Annotated in this window: 9 protein-coding genes; 1 reads left to right on the forward strand and 8 read right to left on the reverse strand. The window is 40.5% G+C overall.

The annotated features are described in order from the left end of the window. Positions 1 to 4: 4 nt before the first annotated feature. The 5 genes from HUS62_RS12315 to HUS62_RS12335 all read right to left on the reverse strand — a co-directional run bounded on the left by HUS62_RS12315 (position 5) and on the right by HUS62_RS12335 (position 10,828). A complete protein-coding gene (locus HUS62_RS12315; RefSeq protein ID WP_282658462.1) occupies positions 5 to 412 on the reverse strand; it encodes a two-component system response regulator in 408 nt (135 codons plus the stop codon). Between the two features lie 78 nt (positions 413 to 490). After that, the gene (gene hrpA, locus HUS62_RS12320) at positions 491 to 4,381 is read right to left on the reverse strand and encodes an ATP-dependent RNA helicase HrpA (RefSeq protein ID WP_175079748.1); all 3,891 of its coding nucleotides are present in this window, start codon (positions 4,379 to 4,381) and stop codon (positions 491 to 493) included. 69 nt (positions 4,382 to 4,450) lie between these two features. Further along, positions 4,451 to 5,323 (reverse strand): peptidylprolyl isomerase, encoded by an 873-nt coding sequence (locus tag HUS62_RS12325; RefSeq protein WP_175079749.1) that lies wholly within the window; start codon positions 5,321 to 5,323, stop codon positions 4,451 to 4,453. 91 nt (positions 5,324 to 5,414) lie between these two features. After that, positions 5,415 to 9,101 carry a translocation/assembly module TamB domain-containing protein gene (locus HUS62_RS12330; RefSeq protein WP_175079750.1) on the reverse strand — a complete coding sequence of 1,229 codons (3,687 nt, stop codon included), beginning with the start codon at positions 9,099 to 9,101 and terminating at the stop codon, positions 5,415 to 5,417. Then, the gene (locus tag HUS62_RS12335; protein WP_220095025.1) at positions 9,101 to 10,828 is read right to left on the reverse strand and encodes an autotransporter assembly complex family protein; all 1,728 of its coding nucleotides are present in this window, start codon (positions 10,826 to 10,828) and stop codon (positions 9,101 to 9,103) included. Before HUS62_RS12335 ends, HUS62_RS12330 begins: the two co-directional genes overlap by 1 nt. A gap of 171 nt (positions 10,829 to 10,999) precedes the next feature. On the opposite strand from HUS62_RS12335, the gene HUS62_RS12340 reads away from it, so the two are divergent. Further along, a complete protein-coding gene (locus HUS62_RS12340) occupies positions 11,000 to 11,332 on the forward strand; it encodes a ribonuclease E inhibitor RraB (protein ID WP_175079751.1) in 333 nt (110 codons plus the stop codon). A 26-nt stretch (positions 11,333 to 11,358) separates the two neighbouring features. Here HUS62_RS12340 and HUS62_RS12345 read toward each other — a convergent pair whose 3' ends face one another. From HUS62_RS12345 to HUS62_RS12355, 3 genes are all read right to left on the reverse strand, one after another. Then, a complete protein-coding gene (locus HUS62_RS12345; RefSeq protein WP_175079752.1) occupies positions 11,359 to 13,104 on the reverse strand; it encodes a DEAD/DEAH box helicase in 1,746 nt (581 codons plus the stop codon). A 68-nt stretch (positions 13,105 to 13,172) separates the two neighbouring features. Beyond that, positions 13,173 to 13,478 (reverse strand): H-NS family nucleoid-associated regulatory protein, encoded by a 306-nt coding sequence (locus HUS62_RS12350; protein ID WP_175079753.1) that lies wholly within the window; start codon positions 13,476 to 13,478, stop codon positions 13,173 to 13,175. A gap of 109 nt (positions 13,479 to 13,587) precedes the next feature. Then, complete coding sequence (locus HUS62_RS12355) at positions 13,588 to 17,781, reverse strand: ATP-binding protein (protein WP_175079754.1); 4,194 nt, start codon at positions 17,779 to 17,781, stop codon at positions 13,588 to 13,590. Positions 17,782 to 17,802: the final 21 nt, after the last annotated feature.

Raw genomic sequence — 17,802 nt, forward strand, 5'->3', positions numbered from 1 at the left:
CCTCCTATACCAGTGTTTTTATTTTCTCTATTAATGTTTTAACAGAAAAAGGCTTCACTACATAGGCGTCGCACCCGGCATCAAACCCCGCTTTTTGTTCAAGCTCGGTTTCAAGGCCAGACACCATGACAACAGGAATCTGCTCTGTTTCTGGGGTGTTTTTTAGTAAGCGGCAAGTATCATAACCATCTAAACCCGGCATACACACATCGAGTAGTATAGCATCTGGCGGCTCTGCAATGGCTGAAGTTAAACACGATGCGCCTGAGTTTGCATAACTTAATGAAAACTCATCCCCAAGGCTTGCTTTGAGCATTTCAAAATTAAAATATTCATCATCGACGACCAAAATGGTTGGACGCGGTCGATTTACCGTACGCTCAGGAACTGAGATCGGTCTTTCCTTTTCAATGCCCACATAATCTCCTTTTAGCATCTGTGTTTGTAACTTAAAGCAAAGAGGCGCTAACCTATTGCCCATTCCTTAGTATTATAACTCACATTCTTTGATTGCGTTTAAAACACGTTTAGCAGATACAGGATAAGGCGTCCCTAGTGTTTGTGCAAATAAAGAAACACGTAACTCCTGTTGCATCCAAAATATCGCACTGATCTCTTCAGGAATTGGCATACCCTTAGGAATTTTATTGGCTAATTTTTGATATTGCTCAGCTACTTTTTCAAGCTCAAGCACACACAACCTATCACGATTAGGATCAACAGGGAGCTTTTCTAAGCGGCGTTCAATGGCTTTTAAGTAACGAATTAAATCCGTCATTTTTGCTGCGCCGTGCTGGCTAACAAAGCCTTTGAAAACTAAGCTTTGTAACTGTGATTTAATATCACCGTGCGCCGTGATCATGGTTAAATCAACGCGTCCTTTCATACGTTTATTTAAGCCATGAGCAATACTCAACACTTGCTCTACTTGGGTAGCGATCTCAACAACCGTATCACCGAGCTCGCCGCGAATTTGTTCTTTTGCCTTTTCAAACGCATCTGCAGTGCGAATGTTGCCGTATTTAGTTAATAGGCTATCGACGGCTGCAGCGATACAGTCATCAATTAAGTCATTGACCTTACCAAACGGATTAAAGTACAAACCTAATTTAGATTTGTTCGGTAAGTTTTGTTGTAAATACTTAATTGGTGATGGCACGTTTAATAACACTAAGCGACGTAAACCTTGTTGGTGCGCCTGCTGTGCTTTGTGTTCATTATCAAATAACTCAACCGCTGCTGAGTCTTTTTTATCCACCAGCGCTGGAAACGCTTTGATTTCGTATTGACCTTGCTTTTTCACGTAAGAGCTCGGTAACTCACCAAAGCTCCACTCGGTCAAATCAGCTTTCTCTATACCCTTGTCGGCTACTTTCGATAAGGTATCCGTTACCTTACCTTGTAACTGGGCTTTTAGTTTAGATAGATTTAACCCGCGAGCGAGTAACTTATCGTGTTCATCGCGTACTTCAAACTGTAAGCGTAAATGCGGAGCAAGGGTTGATAAATCCCATGCATCTGGCTCAACACGCACACCTGTCATACGTAATAAGCGCGTACTAATTGCATCAATTAAGTTGCCTTGCATCGGCTCGATTGCAGCAAGTACCGCATCGGCGTAGTTTGGCGCTGGCACAAAGTTGCGACGGATCGTTTTTGGTAGCGACTTGATAAGCGCACAAATTAACTCATGCCTAAATGCAGGAATATGCCAATCAAAGCCAGTTTCTTGTACTTGATTTAACAGTGCAACTGGAATTTGTACCGCAACACCATCAACGGCTTGCCCTGGATCAAAGTGATAAGCCAGTGGTAACAACAAGTTCTCTTGCTGCCAAGTATCTGGGTAATCAAGCTCGGTAACATGATCAGCACCATGCTGCATTAATTCTTCTCGAGACATATGCAAAAAGCGCTTATCTTTTTGCTTTTGCCCTTTCCACCACTTATTAAACGCGGCACGATTATTTACATCTTGTGGAATTTTCTTGTCGTAGAATTCAAACAGGGTTTGTTCATCAACTAAAATATCACGGCGGCGAGATTTATTTTCAAGAACCTGAATATCTTCAATTAACTCTTGGTTATATTGTAAAAAGCCTTCATTTTGACCCAGTTCTTGCTCTACTAAAGCGGTGCGAATAAACAACTCGCGACTTACTTTAGGATCAATATTGCTGTATACACAGCGGCGCTTATTAACAATTAATAGGCCATACAAGGTTTGCTGCTCAAACGCGATAACTGCACCCGGCTTTTTCTCCCAATGCGGTTCACTGTAGCTGCGCTTTACTAAATGCTGTGCAAAGCCTTCAACCCATTTCAAGTCTATGCGCGCGTTGATCCGCGCATAAAGCTTACTGGTCTCAACAAGCTCTGCCGACATAATCCATTTTGGGCTCTTTTTAAATAATCCTGAACCTGGGAAAATATGGAATTGGCTGTTGCGGGCGCCTTTATAAATTTGTTTTTCATCTTTAAAACCAATATGACTTAACATACCGCTTAATAAAGATTGATGAATTCGCTCGCTATCAGCAACATTTGTAGTGGCCTTCATGCCCATTTCATTACATACCGTTGATAGCTGATAAACAATATCTTGCCATTCGCGGATCCGCATATAGGCTAAAAAGTCCTTTTGGCATAACTTTCTAAACTGGCTATTGCTCAATTCAGATTGCTGCTCTTCAAGGTAATTCCACAGATTTAAAAAGGCGATAAAGTCTGAATCAGGGTCATCAAAACGGCCATGCTTTTCATCCGCTGCACCGCGTTTTTCTTGTGGTCGCTCTCTTGGGTCTTGAATCGACAATGCCGCAACAATAATAATCACTTCACGCAGTGCACCTAAGCCATCGGCAGTCAGCACCATTTTCGCTAAACGTGGATCAACCGGTAAACGGCTTAAACTTCTGCCTGATTTAGTAAGCTCAGTCTTTTTATGACGTTTAGCTGGCTTAATGGCTTCGAGTTCTTCAAGTAGCGTTAAACCATCGTTGATATTGCGGCTATCTGGCGCTTGCACGAACGGGAACTGCTGCATGTCGCCAAGCCCTAAACCAAGCATTTGCAAAATAACAGAGGCTAAGTTGGTGCGTAAAATTTCAGGATCAGTAAACTCTGGGCGCGAATTAAAGTCTTCTTCGCTATACAAACGAATACAGATACCCGCTTCGATACGACCACAGCGACCTTTACGCTGATTGGCACTGGCTTGTGAAATTGGCTCAATCGGTAATCGTTGTACCTTGGTGCGATAGCTATAACGGCTGATGCGCGCGGTACCTGGGTCGATAACATAGCGAATACCCGGCACCGTTAGTGATGTTTCAGCCACGTTGGTAGCTAAAATAATATGACGGCGGCTATGCGGCGCAAAAATTCGGTTTTGTTCTGCGTTTGATAAACGCGAATATAGCGGTAAAACATCCGTGCCTTTGAGGTTTCGCTTTGATAACGCATCAGCGGTATCGCGAATTTCTCGTTCACCGTTCATAAAAATCAGAATATCGCCAGGGCCTTCATCGCAAAGCTCATCAACGGCATCAAAAATACCCTGTAATTGGTCACCATCCGCTTCCATCTCGTCTTTGTTGATTTCAGTGGTTGGTCTATAACGAACCTCTACTGGGAAAGTTCGACCGGATACTTCGATGATGGGTGCATCATCAAAATGTTTAGAAAAACGCTCTGGGTCAATCGTCGCTGAGGTAATAATAACTTTTAAGTCAGGACGTTTTGGCAGTAAATTTTTTAAATAGCCTAAGATGAAATCGATATTCAGGCTACGTTCGTGGGCTTCATCGATGATGATGGTATCGTACTGATTTAGGTATCTGTCTTGTTGAATTTCAGCCAGCAGAATACCGTCTGTCATCAATTTAATATAGCTATTGTCAGAAACTTGGTCACTAAAACGAATTTTAAAACCCACTTGTTGACCTAGCTCGCATTGCATTTCTTCAGCAATACGATTCGCGACACTTCGAGCCGCGAGTCGGCGAGGCTGGGTGTGGCCAATGTATCCGTCAACACCGCGGCCAAGCTCTAAACACATTTTTGGGATCTGCGTCGTTTTACCAGAGCCAGTTTCACCGGCAATGATCACCACTTGGTTATTGGCAATCGCCTGTTTAATGTCATCTTTCTTTTGGCTAACAGGAAGTTGCTCTGGGTAGGTCACTTTAGGCAATGCAGCCAAACGTTGCTCGCGCAATTGCTGCGAACGACTAATATCTTCTGCTATTTTTTGCGCTATGTTTGCTTGCTTAGTTTCACCGTTGATTTTTTTAATACCATGAAGGCGTTTTTTGAAGATGAATTGATCTTTGCGTAAACACGTTTTTAATTCGCCGAACAGCGGACCTAGGTTAACCACCCGATACCCTTATATTTCTTAACCAATAGACTGATATTGTATCAAATAATCTATCAGGTGGTCATGGCTTTATTTAATCCGTTCGGTTGGGATTGGCATTGCACAAACATCGATAAAATCAGGGCTTTCAACAAACCATGCTTCTACTCGATTTTTACGCGCCTCGATGAGGGCCTTAAACGCATTTGAGTCTGTTTTCATCACCCGAAACTCACTTTTATCTGTGTCTTTAATATCTGCTAGTACTTGCATATCTGTAATGGGATTAAATGCCTGACCTTCAGTAGCTTTACGCTGCAATAGATTAAAATGCTCCATGCCTTCTAAAACACGACCAAACACGGTGATATTACGGTCTAAATAGCGCTGGCTATTGCCGATGGTGACATAAAATTCGGTACCACCGGAATTAATATCATTACCGCGGGCCATGGCAAAAATTCCTGGGCAATGTACCTGCCATGTTTCGGTTTGGTCTTGGTTTTGTGCCACAGCAAAGCCATTTAAAAAGCCCGTTTTAGCGGCATAGCCATCAGGCCCTTTCAGCTCTGTAATCACTAAGGGAGTCTCTGTGCGTAGATAAAACTCAGCGGGTAACCCTTTTTTGGCATTTTTAACGGGTTTATTTTCACTCACATCCCCGCCCTGCGCGACAAACCCTTCAACAAATCGGTATACACTTAGGCCTTGATAGAACCCTTCTTTGGCAAGCTGTCGCATGTTATTTGCATGAATGGGCGCTAGTGTATCGTTGAGTTCGATATAAGCAGCCCCCGAAGGTAAGGTTAATTTAATGACGTTTTCGGCACTGACTTTTCGCCACTCACTACTATTTGCGGTTTTAATAATTTCGCCAGCAGAACGTTTTTGACTTGTTTCTTTTGCAGCAATTGGTGCAGCTAGAACTACGCCAAGGCACAGAGTTAATAGACTTAATTTCATTGTTATTATCTTTTAAGTAATTGACAATTCAGCCTATTAACTTATGCCCTAATAAGCAAGTAAAAGCGATGTTTGGTCACTAGTGGAGGTATTAGTCCCAATCAAATTTATAAAGAATATCAACATTTTGATAAAGGCCGCTGGTGACCTCGATATACAATTGCGACAACAATTGATAACGAACTGCCACTTCACTAAGTGAATCAAAGATGCCGACACTGTATTTCACTTGAATACCCGGAGTAACGTAACCAGATATTTCGACTTTGGTGTCATCCCCGCTGCCGCTTGAACTTAAGCTGACATCAGACAAACCAAAGCTTTCACCAATTTTAGATACCACACCCTCACTACGGTTTACACCTTGGGCAAGCAATAATTGGGTGAGCATCGCATCTGTTGAACTATCTCCTTCATCAAGAGGTTGCCCATTTAATAAATAAGCCAATGCTTGGGCTTGGTCCATCGCAGGCTCTGAGAATACTTTTAATGAAGGCTGTTCAACATTACCAGTTAAGGTAATACCCGCAATCACGCCATTCGAGGTGTTGTCTGGATTACGAATTGCCTTAATGTTCAAGTACGGTTTATCAATTGAGCCGCTAAAGCCCACCTGACCGGTACGAATTTGCAAGTCTTGACCAAAAGCACGATAGGTACCTTGAACTAGGTTCAACTCACCCGTTGCTATCATCGGCGTAACTTGGTCCATGCTAATGTTTAAGTCGCCTTCAACTTTCGACTGTAAGCCAAACGAGTCAACGCGCACATCATTCTCAACCAACACCTTTAAGTTAATTGCATAATCAAAGGGCACTTTTTCTGACTGTTGCTGCTCAATATCAACAATGACTTCATCATCGCTGACTTGCACAGCACCTTCTGGTAGCTCTTCAATCGCAATACGTCCCCATGGTACGACGACTTGGCCATCAAGATTAAACGCATTATTTTTTAACGACATAGTTAAGTCTGGAGACACTTTAAAGGTGACATCTTGCTGAGCACGCACAAAAAACTCTTTACCGTTTAATCTCACGTCAACGTCCGGTAAATCTTGCTGCCAATCAACACCGCCAGATAAATTAAGCGCGCCCCCTTCGGTGTCTTTGAGCTCGCCAGTGAGCTTTGCACTTTGGTTATTAAAGGCAATGTTCACATAAGAGTTTTGCAGCGACACCGGCAAGGTTGCCCCTTCTAGATTGATTTTTTCGACATCAAAATCACCATTGAGTAATGGCTCTTTTAAAGTACCTGCGATTGCTAACCGGCCTTTTATGTCGCCTGTTAGTTGCTCAAGTGATGCAATAAAGGGTCGTAAGTTTGTTAACTCAATTTTCTCAATAACCAAGTCGCCCGCTAAGGTCTGTTGATTTTGAATATCATCAATGTTGAGCTCTGAGGTTACTTTACCTAATACAGATGAATCAATAGTGGCATTAAGTTTACCCGTTTGCGCATCGCTCATTGCCGAGATATCTAAAACCTCTATCGGTAACTTATAAACATTTGCGTCATCAATTAAAGATGCTTCAAGCTGGTTGGTTTTGATATTGGCACGAATCGTTTTCAATGCACCATTATTCCAATTAGCAACAAACTCTCCGTTTGCATCGCCAGTTACTTTCAAGTTATCGGGTAAGAAGTGTTTAAATTCAGCAATAGATAGCGCTGCAAGCTGTGCATTTAACTGGCCTAATTGCTTAGTTTGCTGCAAGGTCTCAAAACATAGTTTTGAGTTATCACTTTGCCAGCAATGCGCGCCAACATTAAAGTCAAAGGTTTTGGTATTTACTTGAATATTAACCGGTTTATCAGTGCCAAAGCGCACCTGATTATCGGTAACAAGAATTTGGCTTAGCGCACCTTGCCAGGTCTCTTTATTAAATTTACCGTCTACATCAAATGATGCCTTGCCTTGATCTGCATCGAGTAAAAAAGTTAAATGATGATCTGTTTTATCGCCACTGGCGTCTAACTCAATTTGATTAATTTTATGCTCTGCGATCAATGCAGAATCGAGCACCAGTGACACATCCGTTTGCCAATCTGCTGCGTAATCAAATTGCCCTTTTAATGTTAAACCATCAACCTGAATATCTTGATAACTCAAAGTATTAAGGACTAGATTTAAATCAACCGTTGGCGCAAGACGCTCACCACGTAAGCTCAAATCTGCAAAGCCCTTGCCTTGCATAGGCAAGATATCTTGACCACTGGCATCTAAACGCAATTTACCGTCAACACGCCATACATCATCCACTTGTCCGGATAGCGCAATTTCATTTTTACCGCTTTTCACTTCAAGTTTTTTAAAACTCGCATGCAGGCTGCTATCAAGTTCAAAATCCGACAACAAGGTCACAGGCACTTCATTAACTGAACCATTTAATTGCGTGTTATCTAAGGCAAGCTGCCACTCACCTGCCTGTAAGTTAAATGAACCATTAAATTCACCAGATAAATCACTGCTTAATGCATCCGTTAAGTATTGGGCTTTTAAGTGGCTTAAAACCCCTTTAAACTCGCTTTTTACCCCGTTCGACCAATCAACTGATGCGTTAATGTCTGCTTTACTGTCATTAGCATTGAGGCTTAACTGCTCAAGTTTTGCGTTTGTTAAACTACCCTGTAATTGCGATTTCATGGTCATCGCAGGTAATGCACCTAACTGCGTGACTAAGCTCAAATCGACAGCATAAGCATCGGCATGGCCTTTGGCTTTTAAATCAAAGTCCGATAATTGCAACTGTTGTGTATCTGTCGTAATTTGCCACTTTGCTATCTGGCCTGTTAAATCAAATGGGTAATTTGTTTGTTTTAGGTTCACAGCCCCTTTTAACTCTGCTGGGTATGTTCCTTGCGTTACTAAATCTAACTTTAAATCCTCAAGCGGGCCCCAAAGCGATAACTTAGCTTGATGCTCAGTGCTTATTACAGACACTGCTCCCTCAATTGTATTTTCACCAGAAAGCTCTGCCATTAAATTAGAGTGCAATTGCCATTGCTGATAACTTGCAGCAAGCTTTTCAAGATTAATATCGCTCCCCTTAACAGACGCAACTAATTCGATATTTTCTACAAGCTGAGCCTCTTCAGCACCATAAGGGGTAACAGCAACTTTACTGATTTGAAATTGCTTTAACTCAACATTAATTGGGAGCGTAATATCAATTGCGGGTAATGCTGGCAGCTCTGTTAATGGGGCTGATTTAGGCTGTTCTTTTGCTTCGTGTAGCATCACAGCAACATCAGCAATGGTCAGTGTATCCACTGTAATATCCGATGCTTCGCCGCGACCACTTAAGTTTAATTTGTTGACTGTTACATCGGCACTCGGATGCGCAAGATTAAAGCGATTAATTGCAACTCGCTTAACAGCAACTTTCATTGGTAAGTTGATTTGACCAGCTTGCTCAGCTTCAGGCTCTGCTTCAGTGCTCTGCTCAGTTGATACAGCTTGGCTTTTAATGCTTAGATCAATCGACTGGGCACTTAAATTATCTAGGCAGATACCATCACAACGCCACCAGAATAAATCAATTTTTAGCTGCTTTGCCTCAAGCTTGATGCCTTGATTTTCAAAATGAACATCAAACGCATCGTTATATAAAAAACGCCCAGATGGTAGGTTAATTTTTAAGCCATCAACTAACTTATTCGCTGTGTATGCAATAAAGTGATTACCAGGTGCGGTGAATAATAAACAAAACACAATAACTAGCAGACTTGCCAACGTGATTGATAGAACCTTGGTTATCTTTTTTAACATCTTCATTAGATTTCAGGCCCTATAGTAATACTTAGTCGGGTACTTTTACTTTCTTTTGTTAAACCCCAAGCATGGTCGATACGTACAGGGCCAACCGGTGTTAAATAGCGAAAACCAAAACCGGCACCAACTTCGACGCGATCACTAAAATCATTAGTCGCTGTACCACTATCGACAAATAAGGCTGCGCGCCAATGCTCAGCAAATTGATAGTTATATTCAACAGTGCCACTCATTAAATATTTACCACCAATTAAGCGCCCTTCCTCATTTTCAGGGGAGATAGATTCATAGGCAAAACCACGTACACTCTGATCACCACCGGCATAAAAACGCAGTGATAACGGCACATCATTTATATTATCGACCAGCATGGCACCTAGGTTAGCTCTTAAAAACAGCATATGGCGATCTGCAAAAGTAGTTAACCAGGCATTTTGCAGTTGTAAGCGCAAAATATTGGTTGAAGACATCATATCTTTTAAACCAAACTCTACTGACATCATCCATTGATAGCCTTCATAAGGCGTTGTGCCCCCCTCGGTGTCTTTTTTAGCATAGCTGATACCAGGCATCAGCATTTTTGCGCTTTGTTCTTCATCCCCTATTCGATAGGTCTCGTAATCGCGTCTTAAAAAAGCAGTACGTACCCAGTCGTCTTCAGTTAGCCATTGCCTTTGCAACTGTCCGGTTAATATACGGCTGTATAAATCATTGGTTAATTCATCTTCGAGCTTGTAACCCACAGAAAAGCGCCAAAGATCATCATTAGGGTCGTCAACTGGCACCGTATAGCCAAGTGAAATATCTTGCTGGCGCTCAGATACATTAAGGTTACTTTCTAAATAGTGACCATCTTCAGTGATCCAAGGCTTGGTCCATTTGAAACGGACTTTTGGTCCAAGGTCAGTGCTATAACCGCCACCCACTTCGTAACTATTGGCAGGTTTGTGTAATACATCAACGTTGACAGGCACGTGGTTATTTTTACGTTTTGCAATATCTGCATACACACGAACACTCGCAAAGTAAGGGGTACTCGACAGTGCTAAGTTATAATCAGAAACCTCGGTCGCTTTATAAGGCTGACCTTGTTTAAATTCAGCCAGCGAACGAATGTATTTTTCGGCTGGAGTCTCACTACCAATTGTGATGTCACCAAACTGATAACGGGGCCCAGTATCGACATTGAAAATGACTTTTGCACTATTATTTTTTAGCGAAACTGCCAATTTATGCTCATGCCATTTTGCATCAAAATAACCCAAGTCTAATAGTTGGCTTTCAATACGTTTTCTTGCGGCCTCATATTTACCGTGATTTAAAAAGTCACCTTGTTTGATTTTGATGCTGTTGACGGCAGACATGAACTCAGCGTCATCTTTACCGGCGCCCGTGATAGTCACGTTAATATCTGCAATTCGGGTAGCAGGACCACGTTGAACATCAACAATTAAAAGCTGCTGAGCATCATCGAAACTAATTTTGATTATCGGCTTATAATAACCAAGCGCCTTTAAACTCATTTCAACTTGGTTTTTTGCGTGACGCCTTAACGCCTTGGAGGTTTTTTCATCGACCAGTTGCTTAATGTAAAGCTCAACGTTTTTTTCGAGCTCATCGCTGATCCCCTGAATTTTATAATCTTTAATAACAGTTGAGGCACTAATTGCGTGCTGGCTGTATGAAAAGCAGATAAACACAAAGACAAAAAAGAAATGCCGAGTATACAAAAAATATCCTTACTTTTTTGGAAGAGTCATAATCTAAAATGAGTACAAAAAGATACTAGCACAGTGCAATAGCCACTGACATAATTGAAATGTTAAAATTAGTACGCGTTAAACAATTATTTTCGCTACAATAGCGGATAATACCTAGATTTATAATGAATGAGCGACTAAATGCACTTCCCTGATGACGAAAACGGTCAATTATTAGCTGAAATTGCTGACGCTGGTGTCGATTTAACCAGTATGCAAACTATCGATTTCTATATTCTTTTTGAACAAAAGCCTGAAGCAGAAAAATTTGCTGAAACCATTACAAGTGATGAACTTGCCCCTTCAACAGAGTTAACCAAATGCCCAGATACAGGGGTGTGGGAAGTAATTACTCGTGTGAAGATGGTGCCAGATCACACCTTACTTAGCCAAACAGAACAATACTTAGAAAGCATTGCTAATAGCCATAATGGTTATGGCGATGGTTGGGGGTTGATGGCCGAAGAAGAATAAGCCATTCCCACAATCTCGTAAGGGGATCAATTTAATTGATTCGCCTTACGAAAATTGCCCTGATAATCAAATAGCTTTTCAGCCACTTTCCAACCGTATTTTTTATTTTTACGCGCAATCACAAAATCGGGGGCCAGTAGTTGTTGTTGTAAATTGACAACTTGCTCCGCGCTTTGCCAATCTATTGGGGTAAAACCTGGTGCTGCTCGCTTACCAAATTGCTTATTAAAAATAAATCGTCCGGTGTCATTTGCTAAGTTAAATACCTCATCACAACTGGCTCCATCTTCATCATAATAGCTAATTTTAAGTAACCCTTTTGCGAGCACCTGAGCTGACAAACCACTACACCTTAATACCAAGGCATCTTTTAAATTTAGTGCTTCTCGTAGTTTATCATCAGGGTCTGCCATCATGGTACCACATGACTGACACTGCCTTGCAGCAATATCATTTTGTTCACCACACTGCTCACATTCTTTAAACCGAAAACGATAATCACACTGTACTTGTTCTTCAGCATCGTTCAGCAAGCCTTGGCAACGCCTACCAAAATGCTCCACCACTTTGCCTTCGCTGTCTGTTTTACCCCAAAAAATATTCGCAAATCCACAGCCTGGACACATCACTTGAACAGGCTCATTATCACTTTGCGCTTTTTTACTCCCTACTTCAGGGTAAAATAAATCAAAGCCGTTACCTGCATAATCAATAACTAAGCAGTCTTTTTTTCCTTCGCTTAAACGAAGGCCTCGACCAACAATCTGTTGGTATAAACTGACCGACTCGGTGGGACGTAAAATCGCAATATAATCGACATGAGGCGCATCAAAACCCGTCGTGAGTACAGATACATTTACTAAATATTTTATTTGTTTTGCTTTAAATTGATTAATAATTCGGTCACGCTCGTTATTATCAGTATCACCCGTGATAAGTGCTGTACTATCCTCAGGTAAGTAACTGGTAATTTCTTTGGCATGCATTACGGTTGCTGCGAAGATCATCACGCCATGACGCTGTTCACTGTATTCTATAACTTGCTTGATAATCGCTTTTGTTGCGCGTGTATTATCTTTCAATAACGCATTCATATTCTCAATACTATACCGACCAAATGAATCACTCGGTAATGATGAAAAGTCATAATGGCTAATGGCTGCATCGACTTCATGGGGCGGCGTTAAATAGCCGTTCTTGATCATATAGCGCAGTGGTAGCTCAAAAATACACTTCTTAAACGGTGCATCTTTATCACCTCTAACAAAACCATGATAGTGATGATGATAAACCCAGCCCATCCCCATACGAAATGGTGTTGCGGTTAAACCAAGTACTTTAAGATTGGGGTTTTGTTTTTTTAGACTCGCTATCACCTGCCCGTACTGACTTTGTTCATCACCGCTTACACGGTGGCATTCATCAATGATCAACAAAGAGTAAGCATCAGTGAGCTTTTCTGTATTGCGTGCCAGTGATTGCACACTCGCAAAGGTGACTTGCTCTGTTAAAGACTTTTGCTTTAACCCCGCTGAAAAAATACTCGCCTTAAAGCCAAAGCTCATATATTTCTCGGCGTTTTGCTCTACTAATTCTTTAACATGCGCGAGCACCATAATCTTTTGTTTAGCAATGCACGCAAGTTCAGCAATAACAAGGCTTTTTCCAGCCCCTGTTGGTAAAACAATCAGCGCGGCGTCGTCAGTTTGTCGAAAGTGAGCAACCGTGCGTGCTACGGCCTCTTGTTGGTAGGGTCTGAGTACGTACTTCATGTTATCGGACTATAATCGACATAAAAAAGGGAAGCATACGCTTCCCTTGATATTCTTTAAAGCAAAAATTAAGCGAGGTGTTTTGTTAAATCGACACCTTGGAATGCTTTAGGACGTTTGCCACGGCCTGTCCACTCAACAATTTCGCCATTAAATTCGATGCGGTACTTTGGTTTAACCTTAGTACGTTTATCTGTTGTTGCTACATCCTGTAGATCTTCTAATGTAAGTCCTTTTTCTTTTAGTAAATCGAGTACTTCTTTTTTAGCTTCTTGCTGTTGAGTATATTTCTCGATTGCTGCGTCAATTAGCTGTTTTGCTTTTTCTAATTCAGATAATGACGCAGATTTTACAAAAGATCGGATTTCTTTCATTGAGAGCTCGCTTAAAAATTAAAAGTTAGTTAAATGTTCAACACCAACTAGTATATGTTGATTTAATGAAATAATCTATTCAATGTTTATTATTTATCCTATTTTTTCATTATAGCCATAGCTTAATTTTATCTATGACATCATTTAATTCAGCAATTAACTTCTCAACAATTAATGTGTCGTGCTGCTGATTAAAGCTACTTTCCGTTGTCACAATAAGTTCTGACAAAGGGGGGTATTGCAGCATGACAATTGCGCCTTTAAGTTTGTGTATTGACGCAGAAATCTTTGCTGAATTTTGACTTTTTAAGTTTTCTTGTAACGAGCTTAAGTCTGATTGCAAACTGCCAATAAACACTTCCGCTAACATTTTTGCGTCATTCTCATTACCAAATACATTTAACCAGTGCTGTTTATCTTTTATACCTTGTATGCTTATATCGGCATTATCTTTGCTGTCTTGCAAAGACTCACTATTTAAATCTATAAACTCGACTAATCGATTATATAACTCATTAAGTTTATATGGTTTAAATAAAACGCAGTTCATTCCTGACTTTAAGGCTGTATTTAAACACTCTTGAGAATCGTCCGCGGTAAAACCTATAATTGGCAAAGCCTTGAATTTATCTTGACTGCGTAACTGTTCAGTTAATTTAAACCCGTCTAAGTCAGGCATATGACAGTCAGTTAATAATAAATCATACTGCCCTGTTTCAAGGGCTCTAAGTGCAGCTATACCATCATCAACCATAACTGCCTTAATCCCTAATTTCTGGCATTGCTTTTCGAGTAATAACTGATTTGTTTTATTATCCTCGGCAATTAATATTTGTCCGTGAAACGGAACACTCTGTACAGGAACGCCATCATCAGAGTTAGTATGAGCACTATTTATAAGTTCTCGCAATGTATCTGGATATAATGGCTCTGAAGGTAAAACATGACAGTTGCAATTTGTCGATAAGAGGGTCTTTTTAGGGCTTGCGACTAAAATGTAGTTGTTGTTAGCAACACTGATTGATTGCTGCCAATTAGCTCCCCAAACCTGTTTAACATAGCTTTCATCTATAAGGATGTTATCAGCTTCTTGAAATGCCTCTTTATCAATTGGCCAGTTCAATTGATGATGCTTTACACCCATACTGGCTAGATTATTTATTAATTGTTGGTTTTGAGTGCACACAGCCCAATTTACTGATACAGACCGCAGTTTATGTTTACTGACTTTTTTAAGCGGCATAGAGATGTACACATTAGTACCTTTACCAAAAGTACTTGAAATGGATATTTCACCTTGCATAGCTTCAACAAGTTGCTTTGCCAAGCTCAAGCCTAAGCCTGTACCTCCATGACGTCGTTGAATCGAGTTATCTGCTTGTTCAAAAGGGGTAAATATATTGGCAAGCTGCTCAACAGTCATACCTTTACCTGTATCTGATATTTCAATTTTTAATGATTGTTTATCAAATAACACATCACAGCTTATTTTGCCTTGCTCTGTAAATTTTACGGCGTTATTTAGAACATTAGAAAGGACTTGCATTAAATGACTTATATCTACCGAAGCTAAAGTATAGGCAGCAGTACGCCATACTATATTGAACATCAGCCCTTTTTGTTTAGCGAGGTATTCGTGGGCACGCATAACACGGCATAGGTGTGCTTCTAAATCAACTTCTCTTGACTCTACTTCAATTTTGCCACTACTGGTGTTTGCAAAATATAAAATATCATCAACTAATGTACGAAGTTTTGTAACGGAGCTGTCGATGTGCTCAACGAGATAATGTTGTTCTTCATCAAGCGGTGATGATTTTAACAGCTCTATAAAGCCATTAACGCCAGACATTGGTGTCCTTAACTCGTGGCTCATAGTAGCAATAAAACGGCTTTTTGCTAGATCAGCTTGATGTGCAAGCTGTGTAGCCTTACTCAAGTCAGCTTGTTGACGTTTCAGTAAGCTAATATCGAGCAAGATACCATTCCAACGCACACCTTGCTTATCATCTCGTTTATTAATTTCTGCATTTGCAATATAACGACACCAAATTTGCTGGCCGAGATTATTTATCCGAAACTCAATATCGATCAGTTTGTTTTGTTTTGTCGCGGCTTTAAAACTTTTGGCGATTTGCACGCGATCTTCATCAACAATAAAGGGCGAAATACATCCCGTCATACCGCGCTGGTTAATCATGCGTGAAGTGACACCTAATAAACTTTGCGCACCCTTACTTATATAGGTATAACACCCCTCACCGTTGTCATAATACTCATACTGGAATACCCCGCCGGGTATGGTATCTGTGATGGTTTGCAGAAGCTGTTGAACTGACTTATTCTCACGCTGCAAGTGGCGATGCTCGGTAACATCTGTAAGTACTGTCATTATGCCTGCTAGTTCACCATCTAAGCCCAAATAAGGCTTTTTAGTGTAAAGCAGCTCCAATTCTTTGCCTGCTTTATTGGTGTAATTAATATGCTGATTAATGACTTTGCCAGAGTTCAAACTCTGCTCATTTTGTGAAATCAGTTTTTTTACGACTTTAATATCGCCACGCAAATATTGATTATTTTCATCCCACAGGTGCGCAAAATTTTCTTTGTAGGCACGATTCCACATAACGCGTTTTTGATGCTGATCTTGTATCACCACCATAGTGGGCAAGTCGTCAATGAGTTTTTGGGTGAAGTTAAGCTTAATCAACGCCACTTCTTCAGCTTCTTTACGCTTTGCAATTTCGCGATTAATTGTTAACCGCCAGCTAATAAAATAAATCACCGATACAGCGATTAAAATTAAAATAAGAATTGCCGTGGTATTCACTGTTTTACGGTCGTAGCCACGTTCAATACTAAAAATTCCATGACGATTTACAACATGGCTAAAATCGTTGCTGGTCAATGTTTTAAATAAGCTGTCTAGCAAAGTCGCAAACTCTGAAAAGTGCTTATTCACTAAAAAATAAATTGGCTGGGTATAGCGGTATTTTGGATTAATATAAAACTCACCAATATAGAACTGGTTTAATTGGTATGCAGCAATACTTTGCGGTAGTATCACAGCATCAATATTGTCATTTCTCAGTGCATAAAATAGCGTTTTAATTGAGTCAAATGATACAGTTTCAACAAGTTCATTCGTTACAAGCTTTTGCTTAGGATCAGCAAACACTTCTAAATAACCAATTCGTTTAGTTTGGCTTGTTCGTTTAGAGATTAACACCATCTCTAAACTGTAATGAGCAGGCAGTGCTATCAACACCCCCTCATCAATTTTCGTCGGGTTCATGGTCGGAATTAAATCAATTTTATTGGCTAAAAATAATCGTTCCAACTCTTTCGAATTAGCTGCAGGTATATACTTAAACTGAAAGCCACTGCGCTGTGCTAAAAGCGCAAGGGTATCGTTTAAATAGCCGTCAGCTTCCCCTAAGTTATTAGTCGCATGAATTGGATATAGACCATCGACGAAAGAAAATGTCAGTAAGTAATTATTTTCTTCTTTTTTATCAATACGATTAAAATCATGCTTAAATTGACTATACGCTTTAGCGGCTAAATATTCTTCACTAGCAGAACTTTCCCACAACTGTTTAGTTGTTGGTGAAATAGCGGCTAATACAGAATTAACCTGATTGCGTAATGCTGTTTTGTTTTTATTAAACATTACATGCAAGGTTTCGCTCGATAACCAAACTGGACTCACAACTTTCAGGTTTTCTTGAGAGCGATTTTTTAGTTGATGAGATAAAACCGAGTAATCACCCATAAACCCATCAAACGAACCATCCGCTACTTTTTTAAAGGCGTCTTCAGGTTTTATAAAACGATTGATAAATAGCGCGCCATTTTCAACTAAATATTCACAATGTGAACTACCCGTAATACACACCCAGCGCAGACTCGCTAAGTTTTTCAAAGCATCATTTGCGATAGACTGATTAGCAACAATGCCTCTTGGTGCTTCCATGAAGGGGGTTGAAAATAAGAAATGCTTTTTACGTTGCGCCGTTTTATTTAAACCCACCGCAAAATCAATTTCACCGGCTTTAAGTGCATCTAATAGCTCGTCTAAGCTGTCATAAACACGGTATTCTAGATCCGCTTCAGCCAAACGCGCGATTTCATTACTGTAGCCAACAATAACGCCCGAAAACTGTCCATCAGCATCCCGAGTATGGTAAGGAAAAAAATTATAGTTAACGATACCCGCTTTGAGTTGTGTGCCTAAAGCTTCACTAGAAAATAAAAGCGTGATAACAGAAAAGTAAAATAGAAGTAGTCTTATGAGAGCCAAGCCATTAAAAAATCTAAAACT

It is taken from the genome of Pseudoalteromonas sp. 0303, assembly GCF_013349995.1.
Lineage (GTDB): Bacteria > Pseudomonadota > Gammaproteobacteria > Enterobacterales > Alteromonadaceae > Pseudoalteromonas.

Coding starts and splice junctions, on each gene's coding strand:
- HUS62_RS12350 (WP_175079753.1), bottom strand. CDS start 13,478: ATGAAAGAAATCCGATCTTTTGTAAAATCTGCGTCATTATCTGAATTA.
- HUS62_RS12325 (WP_175079749.1), bottom strand. CDS start 5,323: ATGAAATTAAGTCTATTAACTCTGTGCCTTGGCGTAGTTCTAGCTGCA.
- HUS62_RS12345 (WP_175079752.1), bottom strand. CDS start 13,104: ATGAAGTACGTACTCAGACCCTACCAACAAGAGGCCGTAGCACGCACG.
- HUS62_RS12340 (WP_175079751.1), top strand. CDS start 11,000: ATGCACTTCCCTGATGACGAAAACGGTCAATTATTAGCTGAAATTGCT.
- HUS62_RS12330 (WP_175079750.1), bottom strand. CDS start 9,101: ATGAAGATGTTAAAAAAGATAACCAAGGTTCTATCAATCACGTTGGCA.